The following is a 21,165-nucleotide window of genomic DNA, read 5'->3' as shown; positions in this document are numbered from 1 at the left end:
TGCGCGTTCATTTCGCCAGCATCCAGACAATGCTCCAGAATTTCTTGAACGAATTCGGCTACTTTGCCCTGTTCCTCGGCACCTTTTTTGAAGGCGAGACCATTCTGGTTCTCGCCGGCTTTCTGGCGTTTCGCGGATACATGGACCTCAATATCGTCATCCTCGTTGCCTTCTGCGGCAGTTATGCGGGTGACCAGTTGTGGTATTTCATGGGGCGCAAACACGGCCGCAAGCTCCTGGCGCGCAAGCCCCGCTGGCAACTCATGGGCGACAAGGCCCTGCGGCTGGTGCGCAAGCACCCGGACATATGGGTACTGAGCTTCCGCTTCGTGTATGGCCTGCGAACGGTCATGCCGGTGGCCATCGGCCTGTCAGGCTACCCACCGGGGCGTTACCTGCTGCTCAACGGTATCGGTGCGGCTGTCTGGGCGGCAGCGCTGGGTTCGGCGGCCTACCATTTCGGCGCGGTTCTCGAGGGCTTGCTGGGCAACGTCAAGAAATACGAACTCTGGGTGCTCGGTGCGCTGATACTGCTCGGCCTTGGTCTGTGGCTGCGCCGACGCATCAAGAACGCGCGCATTGCCCGTGAAGAGCGTGAAGAAAAGAGCCGGTTCTGTGCATCGGCAGCGGCGTCCGATCTGGATACACCTGTCACCGTGCCCGTCGACCTGACGAAAAAATCAGACGAGTAATTTCTCCGTTTCCTTCCCCGAGTGCAGGCTGACAGGCCTCACTCGGCGGCAGCGCGCAGCCGCTACCTGACATCGCAAGCCCCGCCCTTCCCCACGCATTTTTGCGTAGCCTGTAAAGCGTGAACTGAACACTCGGCCTGTAAAGCGATCAATTAATGGACGAATTAAAAGAAGCCTTAGATTGCTCAAGTACAAGGAGCCGAATCGATGCAGAAAAAAGTGGCTGTAATCCTGTCCGGCTGCGGCGTCTATGACGGTGCCGAAATCCATGAAAGCGTCCTCACCCTGCTTCGTCTGGATCAACGTGGTGCGCAGGTCCAGTGCTTTGCGCCGAACATCGCCCAGCATCACGTCATCAATCACCTGACTGGCGAGGAAATGCCCGAGTCGCGCAATGTGTTGATCGAGTCTGCGCGCATTGCACGAGGTGAGGTGAAGGACATCCGCGAAGCAAATGCAGAAGACTTTGATGCCCTGATCATCCCGGGCGGTTTCGGCTCGGCGAAGAACCTTTCCGACCTTGCCCTGCAAGGCCCTGCCTGCCAGGTGGAAGCCGGGCTGCTGGAACTCGCAGAGGCGTTCGCAGAAGCAGGCAAACCGGTCGGGCTGATCTGCATCACCCCGGCACTTGCATCGAAGATCTACGGTCCCGGCGTTACCTGCACCATCGGCAACGACCCTGATACCGCTGCGGCCATTACCAAAATGGGCGGCAGCCACGCGCCATGCGCTGTCGATGACATCGTCGAAGACGAAGCACGAAAACTGGTCTGCACGCCCGCCTACATGGTTGCCAAAAGCATCAGTGAGGCTGCATCGGGCATCAACAAGCTGGTTGACCGCGTGCTGGAGCTGACGCACGAGGGCGATGCCTGACCTGTCGCGGGACGAACCCAATGCACCGCCCGTCAGACGAGCGGTGTTTTACAAGCCAGCCATAGTGATCCATCACGGCCTTATGCTTTACTGTATGCATAAACAGTATTTGAGTAAAGCCAGATGTCCAGCCCCTATCCGGTTCGTGGCCGCGGTACTGCCAGCAATCCGCATAACCGCTTTGCCCCCAGTCAGTCCGTGGCCGAGGACGACGGCTGGTATCAGGAAGTGCCACTGACCCAAGGCACTCAGGTCACCAGCGAAACCGCCAAAAGCATCATTACCCGCAACAGCTCGCCGGATATCCCCTTTGATCGCTCGATCAACCCTTACCGGGGCTGCGAGCACGGCTGCATTTATTGTTTCGCCAGGCCCAGCCATGCCTACTGGGACATGTCGCCGGGCCTTGATTTCGAAACAAAGCTTATCGCCAAGACCAACGCGGCAGCACTGTTGGAGCAACAGCTCTCCAAGCCAGGCTACCGCTGCGCGCCCATCACGCTGGGGGCCAATACCGACCCGTATCAGCCTATCGAACGTGAATACCGCATCACTCGCGCCACGCTTGAGGTGTTGCTGCGCTATCGGCACCCGGTCAGCATCATTACCAAGGGCTCACTGATCCTCCGCGACCTGGACTTGCTCGCAGAGATGGCCAGACTTCGGCTGGTGTCGGTATTCATCAGCCTGACTACACTGGATGACGAGCTTAAATGCATCCTCGAACCCAGAGCAGCAGCGCCCAAGGCTCGCTTGCGGGCCATTCGGGTGTTGCGTCAGGCGGGCGTACCCGTCGGGGTGCTATGCGCGCCCATGATCCCGATGATTAATGACAGCGAACTGGAGGCGCTGCTGAGCGAGGCGAAAGCTGCAGGCGCGCTAAGCGCAAGTTACGTGATGCTGCGCCTGCCGCTGGAGGTCGCGCCGCTGTTCGACGAATGGCTGAAGACGCACTACCCGCAACGCGCCGAACATGTGATGAGCCTGATTCGTCAAAGCCGCGGCGGAGCGCTTTACGACAGTCAGTTTGGCTCAAGGATGCGCGGTGAAGGACCGTTTGCCGATCTACTGGCTCAACGCTATGCCCTGGCAATCAAACGGCTTGGATTGAACAAACGTGGCGGTTTCGCACTCGATTGCGATGCGTTTTGTCCGCCAGGAGGACAAATGTCACTGCTGTGACGAACTTGGTACTATCGTGCAAACCCGCGTCCCAGAGCCATCGCATTCAGTTTCGCTTAAGCTTGGGCGATTAGTCTGTAACTCGGAGTGTCACCAGCGATAGCGCTCAAGGGATTTGTTCGTGATGCCATTTACAGGGATCACATCCGGCTCTGGTCAAACAGGCATGAAGAATCCATATCAATCCGTCAGAGAGGATGAAGACATGACAGACATCGGTAAACAGCATTCGGCTACGTCGCCAAGCACATCAAGCCATTCGGACAGCGCCGACGTAGCGTTGAAACATATTGTCGATGGCTTTGTACATTTTCGTAACGAGGTCTTCCCCCAGCAGGAAGAACTGTTCAAGAAGCTGGCGACCGCCCAGTCGCCACGGGCCATGTTCATCACCTGCGCCGACTCGCGCATCGTGCCTGAACTGATTACGCAAAGCTCGCCAGGCGACCTGTTCGTCACGCGTAACGTCGGCAACGTCGTCCCGCCGTATGGCCAGATGAACGGCGGCGTGTCCACCGCTCTGGAATACGCAGTGGTTGCACTGGGCGTGCAGCACATCATCGTTTGCGGACACTCTGACTGCGGCGCCATGCGTGCAGTGCTCAACCCTGACAGCCTGGACAAGATGCCTACGGTAAAAGCCTGGTTGCGGCATGCCGAGGTCGCCCGCACAGTGGTCGAGCAGAACTGCAGTTGCAGCGGCGAGCTGGAAACCATGCAGGTCCTGACTCAGGAAAACGTGATTTCCCAGTTGCAACACCTGCGTACCCACCCTTCGGTCGCAGCGAAAATGGCCAGCGGCCAATTGTTCATTCATGGCTGGGTCTACAGCATCGAAACCAGCGAAATCCTGGCTTATGACGCCGAGCTCGATCGTTTCATACCGCTCGACGGTTCGGGACCGACGCCGATGGCTTCACCGAAAGCACGCTTTTCAGCCGACTGATCACCAGTCCGACTGACGGCAAGCCCTTCTTTATCAGCTGATGGCGGCTGCGCAGGATGCGCGTCGCCCGTCTTGCCTCGTCTGAAGAATCCCGGAGAAGCGTCATGGGTATTACAGCATTGAAAACCGCTTTACCACGGGAGCTGCTCGCTTCCGTGGTCGTGTTCCTGGTCGCACTGCCGCTGTGCATGGGGATCGCCATTGCATCCGGCATGCCTCCGGCCAAAGGTCTGATCACCGGCATCGTGGGCGGGCTGATAGTCGGCTGGATAGCCGGTTCGCCGTTGCAGGTCAGCGGTCCCGCAGCCGGTCTGGCAGTACTGGTTTTTGAAGTGGTACGCGAGCACGGCATGGCCATGCTGGGCCCTATTCTGGTGCTCGCCGGGTTGCTTCAGCTGCTGGCAGGTCGATTCAAGCTTGGCTGCTGGTTCCGGGTCACGGCACCTGCGGTGGTCTATGGCATGCTCGCCGGTATCGGCGTGTTGATCGTACTGTCACAGGCACACGTGATGTTCGACAGCGGTCCCAAACCTTCCGGGCTGGACAATCTGATCGCCTTCCCTTCCACACTGATCCAGGCCTTCGGACCAGGCACCGGCATGCAGGCCGGTATGCTCGGTCTGAGCACCATGCTGATCATGTGGGGCTGGGAAAAACTTCGTCCGCAGTCTTTGCGCTTCGTACCCGGCGCGCTGCTGGGCGTGGGTATCGCAACCGGCATCAGCCTGTTCATGGCCTTGCAGGTCAAGCGTGTCGAAGTACCGGACAACCTGGCCGATGCCATTGACTGGCTGCGTCCGGCGGACCTGATGAACCTGGCCGATCCAGCCATTCTGGTTGCCGCTATCGTCGTAGCATTCATTGCCAGTGCCGAAACCCTGCTTTCCGCCTCGGCGGTTGACCGCATGCACAGTGGACAGCGCTCGGACTTCGACAAGGAACTCAGCGCGCAAGGCGTGGGCAATATGCTCTGCGGAGTGCTCGGTGCATTGCCGATGACCGGCGTTATCGTGCGCAGCTCGGCTAATGTCCAGGCCGGTGCCACCACGCGCTTCTCGACGATCTTCCACGGTCTGTGGCTGCTGGCGTTCGTGTTGCTGCTGTCGAGCGTACTGCAGAGCATTCCGGTCGCGAGTCTGGCTGGTGTGCTGGTCTACACCGGCCTGAAGCTGGTCGATCTGAAGGCATTTCGTGGTCTGGGCCGCTATGGCCGGATGCCGATGTTCACGTATGTGGCGACTGCCGTGGCGATCATCTTCACCGACCTGCTGACCGGTGTACTGGTCGGTTTCGGTCTGACCCTTGTGAAGCTGGCGTTCAAGGCTTCGCGCCTGAAGATCAACGTGGTCGAACTGGCGGGCGAGAAGGAATTCGAGCTGCGTCTGGTCGGTGCCGCGACGTTCCTCAAGGTGCCTGCGCTGACTCAGGCTCTGGGCACTATCCCGCAGGGCAGTACCGTGCATGTGCCGCTGGGCAATCTGTCCTACATAGACCACTCGTGCCTGGAACTGCTGGAAGAGTGGGGACGTTCCAATGCCGCTCATGGCACCCGACTGCTCATTGAGCCGCATGGGTTGAAGCGTCGTCTTGAAGGGCGGATCTACACAACAACGGGTATAGGCTCGGGCGCCGCCTGATAGTCAAAGCGTTGGGGCTGAAGCCTGGAATGACGATAGGAGCCGGATGGGTCTTCGCGTAGCAGCGGAGCGATATCCGGCTCCTTCCATTGCGGGCGAAGACATTGATTCGGGCCTCTGAATCAGATGACGGAGCGTTCCAGCTCCAGGCCGATACCCAATTGTCGTGACAGGCTTGGCCAGCGCTTCCACGCTGCCCCTGTATCAGGACTGGTCAGTTTTTCGCGGTAGGCCTCGACAGAGTCCAGCGCGAAACTTTCATCATCAAGCAGCTTGTCGACGGCATGGTGAACCGCCTCGTCCAGCTGGTTGGCAAATTGCTCGCCGATCAACTGGTGGGCAATCACGCTGGCAACCGTGGTATTTGACGGTATCAGCGGCTGACCAAAATGCTTGATGTACAGATCGTTCACCTCCTCGACCAGTCTGTGTGCCAGATAGGCCTCGTCCAACAGGCTTTCCAGCCCTTCATGTCCGTCCATGATGGAAGGGGGTGCTGCGAAAAAATGCTCCGCGATTTTCAGTACCGGTTTAATCTGCCCTTCGATACCGGCTTCTACGGCGACCTCGTGAGCAGCGTCCAGCAGGTCGGGGACCAAGTCGATGTAAGCAGTGACGAAACGCGTCAACACGTCCTTCGCGTCGACATCCGGGAGGTGAATGGCGGGATGAAGATGTGGGAGCTTTTGTTCCAACTGTTGCAGCAAGTGGCCGGTCTCGGCTTCATGTTGATGGGCTAGTTGTATCTGCTCGCGCAATGCGGCGGTGTTCATGGCAGTGGGGACTCCTGAGGGCGTTAAACCCCGTGGTTCGGTTATGGAGAGTCATACGTTAGCTCGGTTAACTAAATGCCTAAGACATTTTTGCTATAACCGAAACCCATTTATATGCATTGGCTATATCAAAGCGTTTTTTGCTCAGTTTCTGACCATTTGCCTACATTGGCGCATAAATACGGCACCTTGCGCTGATGTAAGCAGGCTACTCTGAAGCCGCCCGCAGCCCTTTCGACACGCTGTCTGACATAAAAAGTGAGCCCGGCATGACTCAGCCTCTTTTATCCAAGCGGCTTGCTCTGCGTTTAATCTGTTTGCTGGTGATCATGTTCATCTGCGGATTTGCATTGCCGTCGCTCTATGCTTTGCTGACCGGGCATGACAGAAACCGCGACCAGGACGCTTCGCGGCAGATCGAGGTGCAGTTCACCGCTACCAACTCTGCCGGGATGGTCTGGGCGTTCTACCCGCGCGCCAGCCAGATGCAAATCAACCCTGGTGCGGTCAACGAGATGATTTTCGTGGCGCAGAACCCTACTGACAAACCGATGAAAGCCCAGGCTGTACCGGGCATTTCGCCGGGGAAGGCGGCAGAGTGGTTTCACAAGACCGAATGTTTCTGCTTCACCCAACAGACCTTACAGCCGGGTGAGCGTATCGAGATGCCCGTGCGCTTCATCGTTGATCGCGACCTGCCCGCAGAGGTGAAACGCCTGACGCTGGCCTATACGCTGTTCGATGTCACTGCGCCCTAGGCGCTCGAAGCCATATAGGCCATCATCCCTGGCCGCATGCCGATCACTACCCGCGTTGATGCCATGACCCGTATCCAGAAAACCGTTTTTATCGCTGCCGCCATTGTTGCCCTCGTTCTGGGCCTGATCCTCAGCCAGTTGCTGCCGGGCAGCGGGTCTGAGGGTCAGGCGGCACTTAACGATGCAGGTATTGTGCTGCTACCGAAAAGTCGCCAGTTGCCAGCCTTGAGCATGTCGGACCAGAACGGCGCAGCGGTGGCCCTTGATGACTTGAAAGGCAAATGGACGCTGATGTTCTTCGGCTACACCTTCTGCCCGGACATCTGCCCCACTACCCTGGCGCAGATAAAGCAGATCAGGACCGAGCTGCCTGAAAAGGTGGTCGAGCGCATGCGTGTGGTGCTGGTCAGCGTCGACCCTGAACGCGACACGCCGCAGCAGCTTAAGCAATACCTGGGCTACTTCGACCCGCAGTACATCGGCCTGACGGCGCCTGTCGCTGATATCCAGACACTGGCCAATGCCGTGAGCATTCCGTTCATTCCCGCAGACACCAGCAAAGCGAACTACTTCGTCGATCACAGCGGTAATCTGGCTTTGATCGGCCCGGATGGTACGCAGCGAGGCTTTATCCGCGCACCGCTGAACAATCAGAAGCTGGTGAAGCAATTGCCGAGGCTGCTGGAAAGGGATTAGGGCCTGTGAGATTCCTGCGGGAGTAACCGGGGCGGCGATCCGCATTGCTCACGACGACTTGGTCCAAACGCTCTATTTTCTGAAGGCTTTACCGGCCTCTTCGCGAGCAAGCTCGCTCCCACGACGCGCCTGTATAACTATGAGCACAGAGCGTGGGAGCGATAAGGTGTTCCCGACGCTCTGCGTCACAAGGGACGCAGAGCACTGGCGCGAGAACCGCAAGGTACAATCGGATCAGAACGCCGGAACCACAGCGCCTTTGTATTTCTCGGCCAGGAAGGTTTTCACTTCAGGACTCTGCAGGGCCGCTACCAGCTTTTTCATCGCGTCTGAATCCTTGTTGTCCGGGCGGGCAACCAGAATGTTCGCGTAGGGCGAATCGGCACCTTCGATGATCAGTGCGTCCTTGGTCGGCTCAAGCTTGGCGCTCAAGGCATAATTGGTATTGATCAGCGCCAGATCGACCTGAGTCAGTACGCGCGGCAACGTAGCTGCTTCCAGCTCACGGAACTTGAGGTCTTTCGGGTTATTCACGACATCCGAAGGCTTGGACAGGATATTGGTCGGATCCTTCAAGGTAATCAGACCTGCCTTGGCCAGCAGCAGCAAGGCACGGCCTTCATTGGTGGCGTCGTTTGGCAGGGCAACGTTGGCACCATTGGGCAGTTCTTCCAGCTTCTTGAACTTGTCCGAGTACGCACCGAACGGCTCTACGTGAACCTTGGCCACTGCGACCAGATCTGTGCCCTTGCCCTTGTTGAACTCATCCAGATACGGCTGGTGCTGGAAGAAGTTCGCGTCCATACGGTTCTGCGACACCTGTACGTTCGGCTGGATGTAGTCGTTGAACACCTTGATGTTCAAGTCCACGCCCTCTTTGGCCAGCGTCGGTTTGACGAACTCGAGAATCTCGGCGTGCGGCACGGCAGAGGCCGCGACGGTCAGGGTTTCGTTGGCCTGCGCGGACAAGGCAGTAACAGCGGCGAATATGGCCAATAGTTTTTTCATGCAACAACTCCTTTGGGCCCGCACAGGCGGGCCGATACCAACGGTTCGATCAACGATGTGTGAAATGCGCGACCAGTCTGTCGCCGATGGTTTGCAGAATCTGCACCAGCACCAGCAACAATACGACCGTCACGAACATCACATCGTTCTGGAAGCGTTGATAACCATATCGGATGGCCAGATCGCCCAGCCCGCCAGCACCCACGGCACCGGCCATGGCGGTGAACGACACCAGCGCAATGGCGGTAACAGTGATTGCAGCCAGAATGCCGGGGCGCGCTTCAGGCAGCAGCGCCTTGACGATGATCTGCCGAGTCGTCGCGCCCATGGCCTGCGTGGCTTCGATGATGCCGCGATCCACTTCGCGCAATGCTGTCTCTACCAGACGCGCAAAGAACGGCGTGGCGCCAGCGATCAGCGGCGGCAACGTGCCGAGAATGCCCAGTGACGTGCCGGTAATGATTTCGGTGAGCGGCATCATCACGATCAGCAGGATGATGAACGGCAACGCACGCAGCATGTTCACAATCAACCCGACCGTGGCGTACAGCTGCTTGTGTTCCAGCAACTGCCGCGGCGAAGTGAGGAACATCAGCACACCCAGCGGCAGGCCAAGCAGGATGGTGAAGCCCAGCGAAACACCGAGCATGATCAACGTGTCGCCGGTGGCGCCCCAGATCTCGTACCAGTCGACATTGGAAAACAGGTTCAGAAAAGCGTCCATCAGCGCAGCACCTCCATATGAACGTCGGCGGCGGTGAAGCGCGCAAAAGCAGCGTCCATATCGCCGCCGGTGATGGCCAGCGTCAACTGCCCATAAGGGGTGTCCTTGATGCGGTCGATGCGTCCGGCAAGGATGCTGTAGTCGACGCCGGTTTCGCGGGCCACGGTGCCCAGCAGAGGCGCATACGTCGCATCGCCCTGAAAGGTCAGGCGCACGATACGGCCTTGAACATGAGCGAAATCGTCACGCTGTTCATTTTCATCGATCTGGTCATCTTCCTGCACAAAACGCTTGGTCGTCGGGTGCTGCGGATGCAGAAACACATCGGCGACCTTGCCTTGCTCGACAATCACGCCAGCGTCCATGACCGCCACCTGGTCACAGACGCGACGAATCACGTCCATTTCATGGGTGATGAGCACGATGGTCAGCTTCAGTTCGCGATTGATCTCGGCCAACAATTGCAAAACCGACGCAGTGGTCTGCGGGTCCAGCGCGCTGGTGGCTTCATCGCACAGCAGGATTTTCGGCTTGGTGGCCAGGGCGCGGGCGATGCCGACGCGCTGCTTCTGGCCGCCGGACAATTGCGCCGGGTATTTTTTCGCATGATCGGACAATCCAACCCGCTCCAGCAGCTCAGCCACGCGCTGGTCGATCTGCTTGCGGGGCATATCGCCGGCCAGCGTCAGCGGCATCGCAACATTATCGGCCACGGTTTTGGAGGCCAGCAGATTGAAGTGCTGGAAGATCATCCCGACTTGTTGGCGGAAGCGGCGCAAGCCGTTGGCATCAAGCGCCGTGACGTCTTCACCATCAACCACGATCTGTCCACCGCTCGGGGTCTCCAGACGGTTGATCAGGCGCAGCAGGGTACTTTTGCCAGCGCCGGAATGGCCGATGATGCCGAACACCTGGCCGCCGTCGACGCGCAGGCTGGTAGGGTGCAGGGCCGGTATTTCCTTGCCTGCCACCCGATAGGTTTTGTGGACGTTATGAAACTCGATCACGGAGCGAACCTTGTGGGGCGCGTTAAAAAATCAGCGCAGTGGCAGGACGCCACCTGCTTCGTTACCTCGGCCGGATAAAGCCGGGCGCGCATTTTAGCCTGTCCGGCCCGCTGTGCTTAGCATTTATTTGCAGGCTGCCCTGCGCAACGGGCATAACGCGACCGTTGGTAAAGATGTGCGACAAATAAAGGGAACGGCTGTTTTAGGCCTCGGTCACTTCTTGGATACCGTGATTTCCCGCTTACGCCAGGGAAGTCGTATTCAGCGAACCCAACTCAACGATTGGGGCGAGATAAGGAGTCTCTGATGGCTAGCAAGAACGCACCACCTGTAACCGCAACGCCCAAGAGCGAATTGGCAGGTACCGACACCCTGGACCGTGGCAATACCAACGAGAAGCTGGAAAGCCTTGAGCAGTTCCGCTCGGACGCGACCCAGCAGGCCCTGCGCACCAATCACGGTGTCAAGATTTCCGATAACCAGAACACTCTGAAAGTCGGCAGCCGTGGCCCGTCGCTGCTTGAAGACTTCATCATGCGTGAAAAAATCACGCACTTTGACCATGAGCGCATTCCGGAGCGTATCGTTCACGCCCGCGGCACCGCGGCACATGGTTATTTCCAGACCTATGAAGACCATGGCGCGCTGAGTAAAGCGGGCTTCCTGCGTGATCCTGGCAAGAAGACCCCGGTGTTCGTGCGCTTCTCTACCGTTCAGGGCCCGCGCGGCTCGGGCGATACCGTGCGCGACGTGCGTGGCTTTGCGGTCAAGCTCTACACCGAAGAAGGCAACTTCGATCTGGTCGGCAACAACATGCCGATCTTTTTCATTCAGGACGCCATCAAGTTTCCTGACTTCGTGCACGCGGTAAAACCAGAGCCGCATAACGAAATCCCGACCGGGGGCTCGGCTCACGACACCTTCTGGGACTTCGTTTCGCTGGTGCCGGAATCTGCACACATGGTGCTGTGGACCATGTCCGACCGTGCCATTCCGAAAAGCCTGCGCACCATGCAGGGCTTTGGTATCCACACCTTCCGCTTTATCAACACCGAAGGTAAGTCCAGCTTCGTGAAGTTTCACTGGAAGCCCAAGTTCGGCGTGTGCTCGCTGGTCTGGGACGAAGCGCAGAAGCTCGCTGGCAAGGACACCGATTTCCACCGCCGCGACCTGTGGGAATCCATCGAGATGGGCGACTACCCGGAATGGGAACTGGGCGTGCAGATCGTTGCCGAGGAAGACGAGCACAAGTTCGACTTCGACCTGCTCGATCCGACCAAGATCATTCCCGAAGAACTGGTACCGGTCACTCCGCTGGGCAAGATGGTCTTGAACCGTAACCCGGACAACTATTTCGCCGAGACCGAGCAGGTTGCCTTCTGCCCGGGCCACATCGTGCCAGGTATCGACTTCTCCAATGACCCGCTGCTGCAAGGTCGCCTGTTCTCCTACACCGACACGCAGATCAGCCGTCTGGGTGGGCCGAACTTCCATGAAATCCCGATCAACCGTCCGATTGCGCCGAACCACAACGGTCAGCGTGACGCACAGCACCGCACAACTATCGACAAGGGCCGCGCTTCCTACGAGCCGAACTCGATCGATGGCGGCTGGCCGAAAGAAACCCCTGCCGGCCCTGTAGATGGCGGCTTCGAGACCTACCCTGAGCGCGTTGAAGCGCACAAGGTTCGTGAGCGCAGCGAATCGTTTGGCGACCACTTCTCGCAGGCTACATTGTTCTTCCAGAGCATGAGCCATCACGAGAAAGAGCACATCATCGCGGCCTACAGCTTCGAGTTGGGCAAGGTCGAGCGCGAGTACATTCGTGCCCGTCAGGTCAACGAGATTCTGGCCAATATCGACCTGGAACTGGCCAGCCGCGTAGCCGCCAATCTGGGCTTGCCAGCACCGACTGCCGGGACCGTGCCAGTGCGTCAGACTTCGGTAAAAGAGTCGCCGGCGCTGAGCCAGGTCAACCTGCTTTCTGGCGATATCGTTTCACGCAAGGTTGCCATTCTTGTGGCAGACGGCGTGGACGGCAAAGCGGTCGAAGCCATGAAAGCTGCACTGACTGCCGAAGGCGCACACGCCAAGGTATTGGGCCCGACCTCCGCACCGGTCAAGACCGCTGACGGCCAGAGCCTGCCAGTGGACGCATCGGCTGAAGGCCTGCCTTCGGTAGCGTTCGACGCAGTCTTCGTGCCGGGTGGCAAGGCTTCGATCGAAGCGCTGAAAGGCGACGGCGTGGCACTGCACTTCATCCTGGAAGCCTACAAGCACCTCAAGGCCATCTCCTTTGCCGGGGAGGCCAAAGAGCTGTTGAGCCTGCTACGCCTGGAAGAAGATGCGGGCCTGCTGGAGGTATCCGATAGCAAATCGTTCAAAGCGTTCTTCAACGCGATTGCTCAGCACCGTGTATGGGATCGTGAAGTGAAAGCCAAGGCTGTTCCGGCTTGATCTGACGTGCTAGATCGCTCCCACGCTCCGGCGTGGGAGCGCCTTTCTGAACCTTCTCGCCCCTCACGCTCCGCGTGGGAATGCAGTTCTGGACGCTCTGCGTCCGCTTTGAAGAATCGACTCAGGACTTCGCTGGCGTCAGAATGATCTGCGCTTTTTCATTGCGCTCGATCTGGCGACGCAATTGCAGCTCGAAATCCGGATTGGCCTTGACCACCCGTTTGGTCAGCAACGTGGCCAGCCACGGATAGTCTTCGGTGCGCGGCACTACCATCAGCACTTCACAGTTGAACGCTACGGTATCCGCTGCGATATCGTCCAGTTGACGACGCAATGCACGCATATCGCCGATCTTGAGTTCAATTTTCGTGCTTTCTGCCGACGGATCGATGAGCTTGGCAACCCTTCTGGCTTCGGCCGCCTTCAAATCAGCTTCGGCTTTCTCCAGCTCGGCCTTGCGCGCATGAGCGATAGCGCCGTTGACGCCACTGGTCAGTGCCGGTGCCTTGGGCATCAGCGCGCGCGCACGAGTGAGTGCGTTGGCCGCCGCATTCATATCACCCTTCTGCAGGCTGATCTGGCTGCGACTCAGATAGGCTTCGGCCAGACGACGCTGAAAAGGCTCGAGGCGAATATCGGCAGGATTGGCGGCCTGCAACGCGGCCAGTTGATCCTCGGCCGTCGCCAGCTCATTGCTGACGATGTTCTGCTCAAGCTGAGCGAACGCGTCAGGCTGAACGTCGGAGGCAGGCGTCTCGGCAGTGGGCGCACTCTGGCAGGCACCCAGCAGGATGGAAAATGCGACAAGCAGCAGATAGCGTGGGGCGAACGGCTTCATTCCTGCGATTCTCTAGTTTGCGCAAAAAACGAGCAAGTCTACACCGCTCGCCTGGGTAGAACAAAGCTGAGCAAAAACAACGCTGCAGCGGATACCACTATAGACGGTCCTGCCGGGGTGTCCTTGAACCATGACAATGATAGCCCGACACACACCGCTATCACGCCTAACAGGCTTGCACCCAGCGCCATCTGCTCCGGCGAGCGGGCGTGACGCTGCGCCGCAGCGGCGGGAATGATCAGCAGCGACGTGATCAGCAGAACGCCGACGATCTTCATCGCCACAGCGATCACCACGGCGATCAGCAGCATCAGCACCATGCGCAATGCCGCGACGGGCAGACCTTCGACCCGCGCCAGCTCTTCATGCACGGTGATTGCCAGCAGCGGGCGCCACAGCGCAACAATCAATACCAGCACCAGCGCGCTGCCGCCCAGGATCCAGGTCAGATCAGCCGGGCTGATGGCAAGCAGGTCACCAAACAGATAAGCCATCAGGTCGATACGCACTTCATGCATGAAGCTGAGCACCACCAGGCCGAGCGACAGCGTGCTCGGCGCGAGGATCCCCAGCAGTGTGTCCGAGGCCAGCGGCTGGCGCTGTTGCAGCGTGACCAGCAGCACCGCCAGCAGCAGGCAGCCGACCGTCACTGCAATGGTCGGGCTGATATCCAGCAGGAAGCCAAGCGCCACACCGAGCAATGCTGCGTGGGAAAGCGTATCGCCGAAGTACGCCATGCGCCGCCAGACCACGAACGACCCCAGCGGGCCAGCAACCACGGCCAGCGCAACGCCTGCGAGCAAGGCATACAGTAAAAAATCAGCCATGCTTGCAGTGGTCTCCGTGAACATGAGTGTGGGTAGGTGAGGAAGTCGCCGGGGCATCATTCACCACAGCGCCATGCAGATCGTGGGCGTGGTCGTGATGGTGGTGATAGATCGCCAGGCTTTGCGCATTTTTGCCGAACAGCTCGACAAACGCCGGATCATGGCTGACCTGCTCGGGATGCCCGGAGCAGCAAACATGGCGGTTCAGACAGACCACCTGATCGGTCGTGCTCATGACCAGATGCAAATCATGAGACACCATCAGCACGCCGCACTGGTGGCGGTCGCGCAACCGGGTAATAAGGCCGTACAGCTCGGCCTGACCTGCCACGTCGACACCCTGCACCGGCTCATCGAGCACCAGCAATTCAGGCTTGCGCAACAAGGCTCGGGCCAGCAGAACGCGCTGCATCTCGCCACCGGAAATACCTTGAATCGGGCTATCGATGACCTTCTCGGCCCCGACTTCTTCCAGGGCCGACTCTGCAGCCATGCGGTCCACACCGGGCACCAGACGCAAAAAGCGCAGCACCGACAGCGGCAGCGTCTGATCCACATGCAGTTTTTGCGGCATGTAACCGACACGCAGCTTCGGCTTGCGCCAGACGGTTCCGGAGTCGGGCTTGAGCAGCCCCAGCACTGCACGCACCAGCGTGGTCTTGCCAGCGCCGTTAGGGCCGATCAGCGTAACGACTTCGCCGGGCTTGACGCTCAACTGGATGTTGTCCAGAACGCTTTGCCCGGACAGCGTTACAGCGACCTGCTCCAGACGTATCAATGCATCCGTCATCAAGCCGCCTTGCAGCCGGCGCATACACCCACGATCTCGACCGTCTGGCCTTCGACCGCGAAGCCAACGCCTGCAGCGGCATCGATGACGGCATTGCTGATGGCTGGGTGCTGCAGCTCGATCGCCGCGTGACACAGGCGGCAAATCAGAAACTGCCCCTGATGCGCATGAGTGGGGTGATTGCAGCCGGTGAACGCGTTGAGTGAGGCGATGCGGTGCACCAGACCGTTTTCCAGCAGGAAATCCAGTGCACGATAAACGGTTGGCGGCGCAGCGCGGCGACCGTCTTCATCACTCAGCACTGCAAGGATGTCGTAGGCACCCAGCGGCTTGTGGCTTTGCCAGACCAGTTCCAGCACGCGACGGCGCAAGGTGGTCAGGCGCAGCCCCTGTTTGGCGCACAGGGCGTCCGCTTCGGCGAGTGCCGAATGCACGCAGTGAGAGTGGTCATGGGGGCGACTGGCCAGGGGAGTATTGGGCATGAGCAGCGACGATATTGGCTAGAGACGTTATTATGTTACCTGTTCCTGGCTTATATGAGTGATTCGAGTGCGCCGTCTTTTAAATCTTGTTGCTGTTTTGTGGGTCAGTCTGCTGGTCATTTCCCCTGTTCAGGCCGAGGTCCGGGTGCTGACCAGTATCAAGCCATTGCAGCTGATTGCAGCGGCTGTGCAGGATGGCGTTGGTACACCGCAAGTGCTGTTGCCACCGGGTGCCTCACCTCATAATTACGCGCTGCGCCCATCCGACGTACGGCGCGTGCAGGAAGTAGAGTTGCTCTACTGGATCGGCCCGGACATGGAAGCTTTCCTGCCGCGCGTCCTTCAGGGCCGCAAACTGCCTGCAGTTGCCGTACAGACGCTGCCGGGCATGCACTTGCGTCACTTTGGCCAGGACAATGCCTCGCATGATGACCACGAACATGATCACGACAACGATTCAGACGAACATGATCATGATCACCGGCCCGGCAGCCTGGATTCACACCTGTGGCTGTCGACCGTCAATGCTCGGGTGATTGCCGCGAAAATGGCCACAGACCTGAGCGCCGCCGACCCTGCCAATGCAGCTCGTTATGCGAGTAACGCTGCCGCATTCAGCAAACGCCTTGACGCGCTGGATGCTCGTATCAAGGGTCGGGTCAGTGCAGTGGCAGGCAAGCCTTACTTCGTCTTCCACGAGGCGTTCGATTATTTCGAAGAGGCTTACGGGCTCAAACACGCCGGGGTATTCGCCATCGCCGCCGAGATCCAGCCCGGCGCCCAGCACGTCGCCGCCATGCGCGAACGCCTGAAAGCTGCCGGCAAGACCTGCGTATTCAGTGAACCACCACTGCGCCCGCGTCTGGCTGAAACCTTGAGCGCAGGCCTGCCGGTCAAGCTGGCGGAGCTGGATGGACTGGGCGGCTACACCCCGGCCACCGCTCAGGGTTACGAGCAAGTCCTGCAAAAGCTGGCGGATGATTTGGCAGGTTGCCTGAGCAGTCTCTGACTGCCACCGCCCACATAGCAGCACTGCTGTGTGACGCAGAGCGTCACGCACTGCATTCCCACGCTGGAGCGTGAGGAACGATAGTCGTCAGGGATAACACTATCGTGCCCATGCTCCGCGTGGGCATGCCGGTCTGGACGCTTCGCGTCCTCTTGCGACGCGGAGCGTCACGCACTGCATTCCCACGCGGAGCATGGGAACGAGAGTCAACCGTCCGACTGGTTCAGACGCGCGGAGACAGGCCTGGTCTCAGAGCGCAAACGGCAACGCAATGTGCGCTTCCTGGCGCTCGGCCAGGCGGCGCTCGAACTCCGCAGGGTCATGAATCAGCACGTCCTGACCGGCGAAGGTTTCGGCGGCGATCAAACGTGACAGCCAGAAACGCACGCAGGCGATGCGCAACATAGTCGTCCAGAGCTTCGACTCCGCCGCAGTGAATGGTCGCAAACCTGCATAAGCCCCCAGCAGCGCACGAGCACGGACGGCATCGAGCTGGCCGTTTTCACGCGAGCACCAGTCATTGAGGGCAATCGCCAGGTCGTAGAGCATCGGCCCGGAACAGGCGTTATAGAAGTCGATCAGCCCGGTCAGGTGCGTGCCTTCAAACAACACGTTGTCACGAAACAGGTCCGCGTGCAGGTTGGCGCGCGGCAACGCCATGATCTGTGGCTTGAAGTCTTCGATCTCTTGAAGGCTCTTTTCCAGCAAGGCTCGCTGGGTTTCGCCCAGATGCGACAGAAAATTGCGCCCCTCACTCAGCATCCAGTCCAGACCTCGATCGGTCTTGCGCTCCAGCACCTGCTCACGGGTCGCCAGATGCAGGTTGGCCAATAGCTCGCCAATCTGCACGCAGTGCTGGGTATTGGGCTCGCTGATGTGCTTGCCTGGCAAACGTGGCTGCAGAAGCGCCGGTTTGTCCGCCAATTGCCGCAGGGCCTCACCGTCGGTGGTGCGCAATGCGTACGGCACCGGCAAATCGGCATCGTGCAGCACGTCGAGCAGCTCGATGAAGAATGGCATCTCCTGCACCGGGCCGCGTTCGACCAGCGTCAGAACGAATTCGCCCTGCTCCAGACTGATGAAGTAGTTGGTGTTTTCGCTACCGGCGGCAATGCCCTGATAGTCAAGCAAACGGCCGAGCCCATAAGGGGCGAGAAATGCTTCCAGCTCGGGCCGGGCCAACGGGGTAAAAACGGACATGTCAGAACTGCCAGCAATTAAAGTGAATGTAGGTGGCTACCATTCGAATATTTTCCACTCCGGGATCAGCATGTCCGGTTGGTCCGAACGGATAAAATTGGGACTTGTACCATCGGATCGCACCAGAAAATAGGGCTTGCCGTGTTTGGGGGTAATCTTCACAGCATACAGAAAGCCGTTCTGGCGGTATTCCTGAATGGTTTTGTCCCCGTCGGTGCGGATAGTAACGTCCGGTGCAGCCGAAGGTGGGTCCCCTGCTGAAACTGCGAGCAAAGGACAAAATGCCAACAGGCCGGTCAATATCAGTCGATTTACCTTGCACATGATAACCTTGTCCCTTTGTCGTCAATGGTCCGCGCATTCTAGCGCCGGCCCCGCCGAAAAGGTTGATTCTGCTCATGACCCAAGCGCCGCTCGTCCTGATAGACGGTTCCTCTTACCTCTATCGCGCCTTCCACGCACTGCCACCACTGACCACGTCCAAAGGATTGCCGACGGGCGCCGTCAAAGGCGTGCTCAACATGCTCAAAAGCCTGCGTCGCCAGTACCCGGACAGCCCGTTTGCGGTGGTCTTCGATGCCAAGGGCGGGACTTTCCGCGACGCGCTGTATACCGATTACAAAGCCAATCGGCCCAGCATGCCGGATGACCTGCGCGTGCAGGTCGATCTGCTGCATGCTTGCGTCAAGGGCATGGGCTATCCGCTGCTATGCGTGGAAGGCGTTGAAGCAGACGACGTGATCGGCACCCTGGCGCGCAGCAGCGCAGCGGCGGACCGTCCGGTGATCATCTCCACAGGTGACAAGGACATGGCGCAACTGGTCGACGGACACATCACCCTGGTCAACACCATGACCGGCAGCGTGCTGGACGTGGCTGGCGTGAAAGAGAAGTTCGGCGTCGGTCCGGAGCACATCATCGACTACCTCGCACTGATGGGCGACAAGGTCGACAACATACCTGGCGTCCCCGGCGTCGGCGAAAAGACTGCCGTCGGCTTGCTGGTTGGCGTGGGCGGCGGAATCAAGGAGCTTTACGAACGCCTCGAAACGGTCGCGACCCTGCCTATTCGTGGGGCCAAGACCCTGGCGGCCAAGCTTGAAGAGCATCGTGCGATGGCCTTCCTGTCCTATGAACTGGCAACTATCAAGATCGACGTGCCACTGGACATCGAACTGGACCAGCTGCATTGCGGCGAGCCGGACCGCGACAAATTGATGGAGCTGTACGCCGAGCTGGAATTCAAAAGCTGGATCGAAGACCTGCAACGTGATGCCAAACGCGCCGGGCAGGAACTGGCCGTCGAAGAGCCAACCGTCGAGGCAAAAGAAGCCGCCTATGAAGTCATTCTCGAGCAGAGCCAGTTCGACGCGTGGCTGAAGAAACTCAACGCCGCGCCGCTGTTCGCCTTCGTGACCCAGAGCAACGGCACCGACGCCCAGCGCGCGCAACTGGTAGGTTTGTCTTTTGCCATTCAAACCCATGAAGCCGCCTACATTCCGCTGACCCACTCCTACATGGGGGTGCCGCAGCAACTGGACCGCGACACAGTACTCAAGGCGCTCAAGCCGCTGCTTGAAGACCCGGATAAAACCAAGGTCGGTCAACACGCCAAGTTCGCTATCAACCTGCTTGCCAACTGCGCGCTCGACGGCGATCAGACCCAAGGCATCGACCTGCAGGGCGTCAGGTTCGACACCATTCTGGAGTCCTACGTTCTGGACTCCACCGCCACCCGCCACGACCGCGACAGCCTGGTGGCCAAGTACCTGACGCACACGCCGATCAACTTCCAGGAGATCGCCGGCAAAGGTGCCAAGCAGCTGACCTTCGACCAGATCGCCATCGAGCAGGCTGGTAATTATGCTGCCGAAGAAGCCGACCTGACCCTGCGCCTGCATGAAGTATTCGAAGCGCGTCTGGCCGCAATTCCAACCTTGCAGCCGGTCTTGAACGACATCGAGATGCCGCTGGTGCCCGTCCTTGCAGGCATCGAACGCCAGGGCGCACTGGTCGATGCCAACCTGCTGGGCATCCAGAGCGTCGAACTGGGCGACAAGATGACCGCGCTGGAGCGCGAAGCCTTTGCCATTGCCGGTGAAGAGTTCAACCTGGGCTCGCCCAAGCAGCTCGGCGTGATTCTCTACGAAAAGCTCGGTATGCCGATCCTCAGCAAGACCGCCACCGGCCAGGCATCGACTGCCGAGGCCGTGCTGGCCGAACTCGCCGAGCAGGACTTCCCGCTGCCCAAGGTACTGATGCAATACCGCTCGATGAGCAAGCTCAAGAGCACTTACACCGACCGCCTGCCGGAGCAGATCAACCCGCGCACCGGACGCATTCACACCTCCTATCACCAGGCAGTGGCGGTGACCGGGCGCTTGTCATCCAGCGATCCGAACCTGCAGAACATCCCGATCCGTACTGCTGAAGGCCGACGCATCCGTCAGGCGTTCGTGGCCCCCAAGGGCTACAAGCTGCTGGCGGCAGACTATTCGCAGATCGAACTGCGCATCATGGCGCATCTGGCACAGGACGAAGGCTTGCTGCATGCCTTCCGCAACGACCTGGACGTTCACCGCGCGACGGCAGCGGAAGTCTTCGGCGTCGAGCTGGAAAACGTCACCACGGACATGCGCCGCAGCGCCAAAGCGATCAACTTCGGCCTGATCTACGGCATGAGCGCGTTTGGCCTGGCCAAACAGATTGGCGTGGACCGCAAGCAGTCACAGGCTTATGTCGACCGTTACTTCGCCCGCTACCCCGGCGTGCTGGATTACATGGAGCGCACACGTGCTCAGGCCGCCGAGCAGGGTTTTGTCGAGACCATTTTCGGCCGTCGCCTGTACTTGCCGGACATCAACGCCAAGAACCAGTCCCTGCGCAAAGGTGCCGAACGCATGGCGATCAACGCGCCGATGCAAGGCACTGCGGCGGACATCATCAAGAAAGCCATGGTGGCCGTGAATGGCTGGCTGGAAGAATCCGGTCTGGATGCGCGGATCATTCTGCAGGTGCATGACGAACTGGTGCTGGAGGTGCGCGAAGACCTGGTCGATCAGATCAGTGAACAGATCCGCCCACACATGAGTGGCGCAGCAGAATTGGCAGTGCCGCTGCTGGTGGAAGTCGGGGTCGGCAACAACTGGGACGAGGCGCACTGACTCTGAAAGGGCGAACCTGTCAGCAGGTTCGTCAAAAATTGTAGGAAATGTGAACTTTTCTTCATTGCTGGAACTTAACCGTTTGGACAGGAGTCAGAG

Annotated in this window: 20 protein-coding genes; 10 read left to right on the top strand and 10 right to left on the bottom strand. The window is 59.2% G+C overall.

Annotated elements, in window-relative coordinates:
• Nucleotides 1-29: 29 nt before the first annotated feature.
• From AC4ANK_RS02360 to AC4ANK_RS02340, 5 genes are all read left to right on the top strand, one after another.
• The gene (locus AC4ANK_RS02360) at nt 30-692 is read left to right on the top strand and encodes a DedA family protein (RefSeq protein ID WP_002551550.1); all 663 of its coding nucleotides are present in this window, start codon (nt 30-32) and stop codon (nt 690-692) included.
• A gap of 207 nt (nt 693-899) precedes the next feature.
• A complete protein-coding gene (elbB, locus tag AC4ANK_RS02355) occupies nt 900-1,568 on the top strand; it encodes an isoprenoid biosynthesis glyoxalase ElbB (RefSeq protein WP_002551549.1) in 669 nt (222 codons plus the stop codon).
• Between the two features lie 123 nt (nt 1,569-1,691).
• On the top strand, nt 1,692-2,750 hold the full coding sequence (locus AC4ANK_RS02350; protein ID WP_002551548.1) for a PA0069 family radical SAM protein: 1,059 nt from the start codon (nt 1,692-1,694) through the stop codon (nt 2,748-2,750).
• A 205-nt stretch (nt 2,751-2,955) separates the two neighbouring features.
• Nucleotides 2,956-3,696: a carbonic anhydrase gene (locus tag AC4ANK_RS02345; RefSeq protein ID WP_002551547.1), complete on the top strand. Its 741-nt coding sequence runs from the start codon at nt 2,956-2,958 to the stop codon at nt 3,694-3,696.
• Between the two features lie 104 nt (nt 3,697-3,800).
• Entirely contained in the window at nt 3,801-5,333 is a 1,533-nt protein-coding gene (locus AC4ANK_RS02340; protein WP_002551546.1) for a SulP family inorganic anion transporter, read from the top strand.
• A gap of 122 nt (nt 5,334-5,455) precedes the next feature.
• Here AC4ANK_RS02340 and AC4ANK_RS02335 read toward each other — a convergent pair whose 3' ends face one another.
• Entirely contained in the window at nt 5,456-6,106 is a 651-nt protein-coding gene (locus tag AC4ANK_RS02335; protein WP_002551545.1) for a hypothetical protein, read from the bottom strand.
• A gap of 269 nt (nt 6,107-6,375) precedes the next feature.
• Here AC4ANK_RS02335 and AC4ANK_RS02330 point away from each other — a divergent pair, with 269 nt between their 5' ends.
• Nucleotides 6,376-6,864 carry a cytochrome c oxidase assembly protein gene (locus tag AC4ANK_RS02330; RefSeq protein ID WP_002551544.1) on the top strand — a complete coding sequence of 163 codons (489 nt, stop codon included), beginning with the start codon at nt 6,376-6,378 and terminating at the stop codon, nt 6,862-6,864.
• A 63-nt stretch (nt 6,865-6,927) separates the two neighbouring features.
• Complete coding sequence (locus tag AC4ANK_RS02325; protein WP_002551543.1) at nt 6,928-7,560, top strand: SCO family protein; 633 nt, start codon at nt 6,928-6,930, stop codon at nt 7,558-7,560.
• Between the two features lie 234 nt (nt 7,561-7,794).
• On the opposite strand, the gene AC4ANK_RS02320 is transcribed toward AC4ANK_RS02325, so the two are convergent.
• Genes AC4ANK_RS02320 through AC4ANK_RS02310 form a run of 3 tightly spaced genes read right to left on the bottom strand, consistent with a single transcriptional unit; the run spans nt 7,795 to nt 10,299 of the window.
• Nucleotides 7,795-8,568 carry a MetQ/NlpA family ABC transporter substrate-binding protein gene (locus AC4ANK_RS02320; protein ID WP_002551542.1) on the bottom strand — a complete coding sequence of 258 codons (774 nt, stop codon included), beginning with the start codon at nt 8,566-8,568 and terminating at the stop codon, nt 7,795-7,797.
• Nucleotides 8,569-8,617: 49 nt separating this feature from the next.
• Nucleotides 8,618-9,292, bottom strand: coding sequence for a methionine ABC transporter permease (locus AC4ANK_RS02315; protein WP_002551541.1), 675 nt, complete (start codon nt 9,290-9,292; stop codon nt 8,618-8,620).
• A complete protein-coding gene (locus tag AC4ANK_RS02310; protein ID WP_002551540.1) occupies nt 9,292-10,299 on the bottom strand; it encodes a methionine ABC transporter ATP-binding protein in 1,008 nt (335 codons plus the stop codon). The genes AC4ANK_RS02315 and AC4ANK_RS02310 overlap by 1 nt, the downstream gene beginning before the upstream one ends.
• A gap of 306 nt (nt 10,300-10,605) precedes the next feature.
• Between AC4ANK_RS02310 and katE the strand changes: the two genes are divergently transcribed.
• Complete coding sequence (gene katE / locus AC4ANK_RS02305) at nt 10,606-12,756, top strand: catalase HPII (RefSeq protein ID WP_002551539.1); 2,151 nt, start codon at nt 10,606-10,608, stop codon at nt 12,754-12,756.
• A 121-nt stretch (nt 12,757-12,877) separates the two neighbouring features.
• Here katE and AC4ANK_RS02300 read toward each other — a convergent pair whose 3' ends face one another.
• The 4 genes from AC4ANK_RS02300 to AC4ANK_RS02285 are packed head-to-tail and all read right to left on the bottom strand — an operon-like array spanning nt 12,878 to nt 15,693.
• Entirely contained in the window at nt 12,878-13,594 is a 717-nt protein-coding gene (locus tag AC4ANK_RS02300; protein ID WP_002551448.1) for a PA5502 family lipoprotein, read from the bottom strand.
• Nucleotides 13,595-13,632: 38 nt separating this feature from the next.
• Nucleotides 13,633-14,421, bottom strand: coding sequence for a zinc ABC transporter permease subunit ZnuB (gene znuB / locus AC4ANK_RS02295; RefSeq protein ID WP_002551449.1), 789 nt, complete (start codon nt 14,419-14,421; stop codon nt 13,633-13,635).
• Nucleotides 14,414-15,211 (bottom strand): zinc ABC transporter ATP-binding protein ZnuC, encoded by a 798-nt coding sequence (gene znuC, locus AC4ANK_RS02290; protein WP_460385117.1) that lies wholly within the window; start codon nt 15,209-15,211, stop codon nt 14,414-14,416. The genes znuB and znuC overlap by 8 nt, the downstream gene beginning before the upstream one ends.
• Nucleotides 15,211-15,693, bottom strand: a complete 483-nt coding sequence (locus AC4ANK_RS02285; protein WP_002551451.1) for a Fur family transcriptional regulator — start codon at nt 15,691-15,693, stop codon at nt 15,211-15,213. The genes znuC and AC4ANK_RS02285 overlap by 1 nt, the downstream gene beginning before the upstream one ends.
• A 67-nt stretch (nt 15,694-15,760) precedes the next feature.
• Here AC4ANK_RS02285 and znuA point away from each other — a divergent pair, with 67 nt between their 5' ends.
• Nucleotides 15,761-16,702: a zinc ABC transporter substrate-binding protein ZnuA gene (znuA, locus tag AC4ANK_RS02280; RefSeq protein WP_002551452.1), complete on the top strand. Its 942-nt coding sequence runs from the start codon at nt 15,761-15,763 to the stop codon at nt 16,700-16,702.
• A gap of 249 nt (nt 16,703-16,951) precedes the next feature.
• Here the strand turns inward: znuA and AC4ANK_RS02275 are convergent, their stop codons facing one another.
• Together AC4ANK_RS02275 and AC4ANK_RS02270 are read right to left on the bottom strand one after the other, a co-directional pair.
• Entirely contained in the window at nt 16,952-17,902 is a 951-nt protein-coding gene (locus AC4ANK_RS02275) for a homoserine kinase (protein WP_002555690.1), read from the bottom strand.
• Between the two features lie 36 nt (nt 17,903-17,938).
• The gene (locus AC4ANK_RS02270) at nt 17,939-18,226 is read right to left on the bottom strand and encodes a DUF2782 domain-containing protein (RefSeq protein ID WP_002555689.1); all 288 of its coding nucleotides are present in this window, start codon (nt 18,224-18,226) and stop codon (nt 17,939-17,941) included.
• A 74-nt stretch (nt 18,227-18,300) separates the two neighbouring features.
• Between AC4ANK_RS02270 and polA the strand changes: the two genes are divergently transcribed.
• Nucleotides 18,301-21,066, top strand: coding sequence for a DNA polymerase I (gene polA / locus AC4ANK_RS02265; RefSeq protein WP_460384117.1), 2,766 nt, complete (start codon nt 18,301-18,303; stop codon nt 21,064-21,066).
• The last annotated feature ends 99 nt before the right edge of the window (nt 21,067-21,165 follow it).

Source organism: Pseudomonas sp. Pmew2 (genome assembly GCF_058129885.1).
Note: the sequence above shows the minus strand (reverse complement) of the source record. Positions and strands in the feature narration are given on the sequence as shown.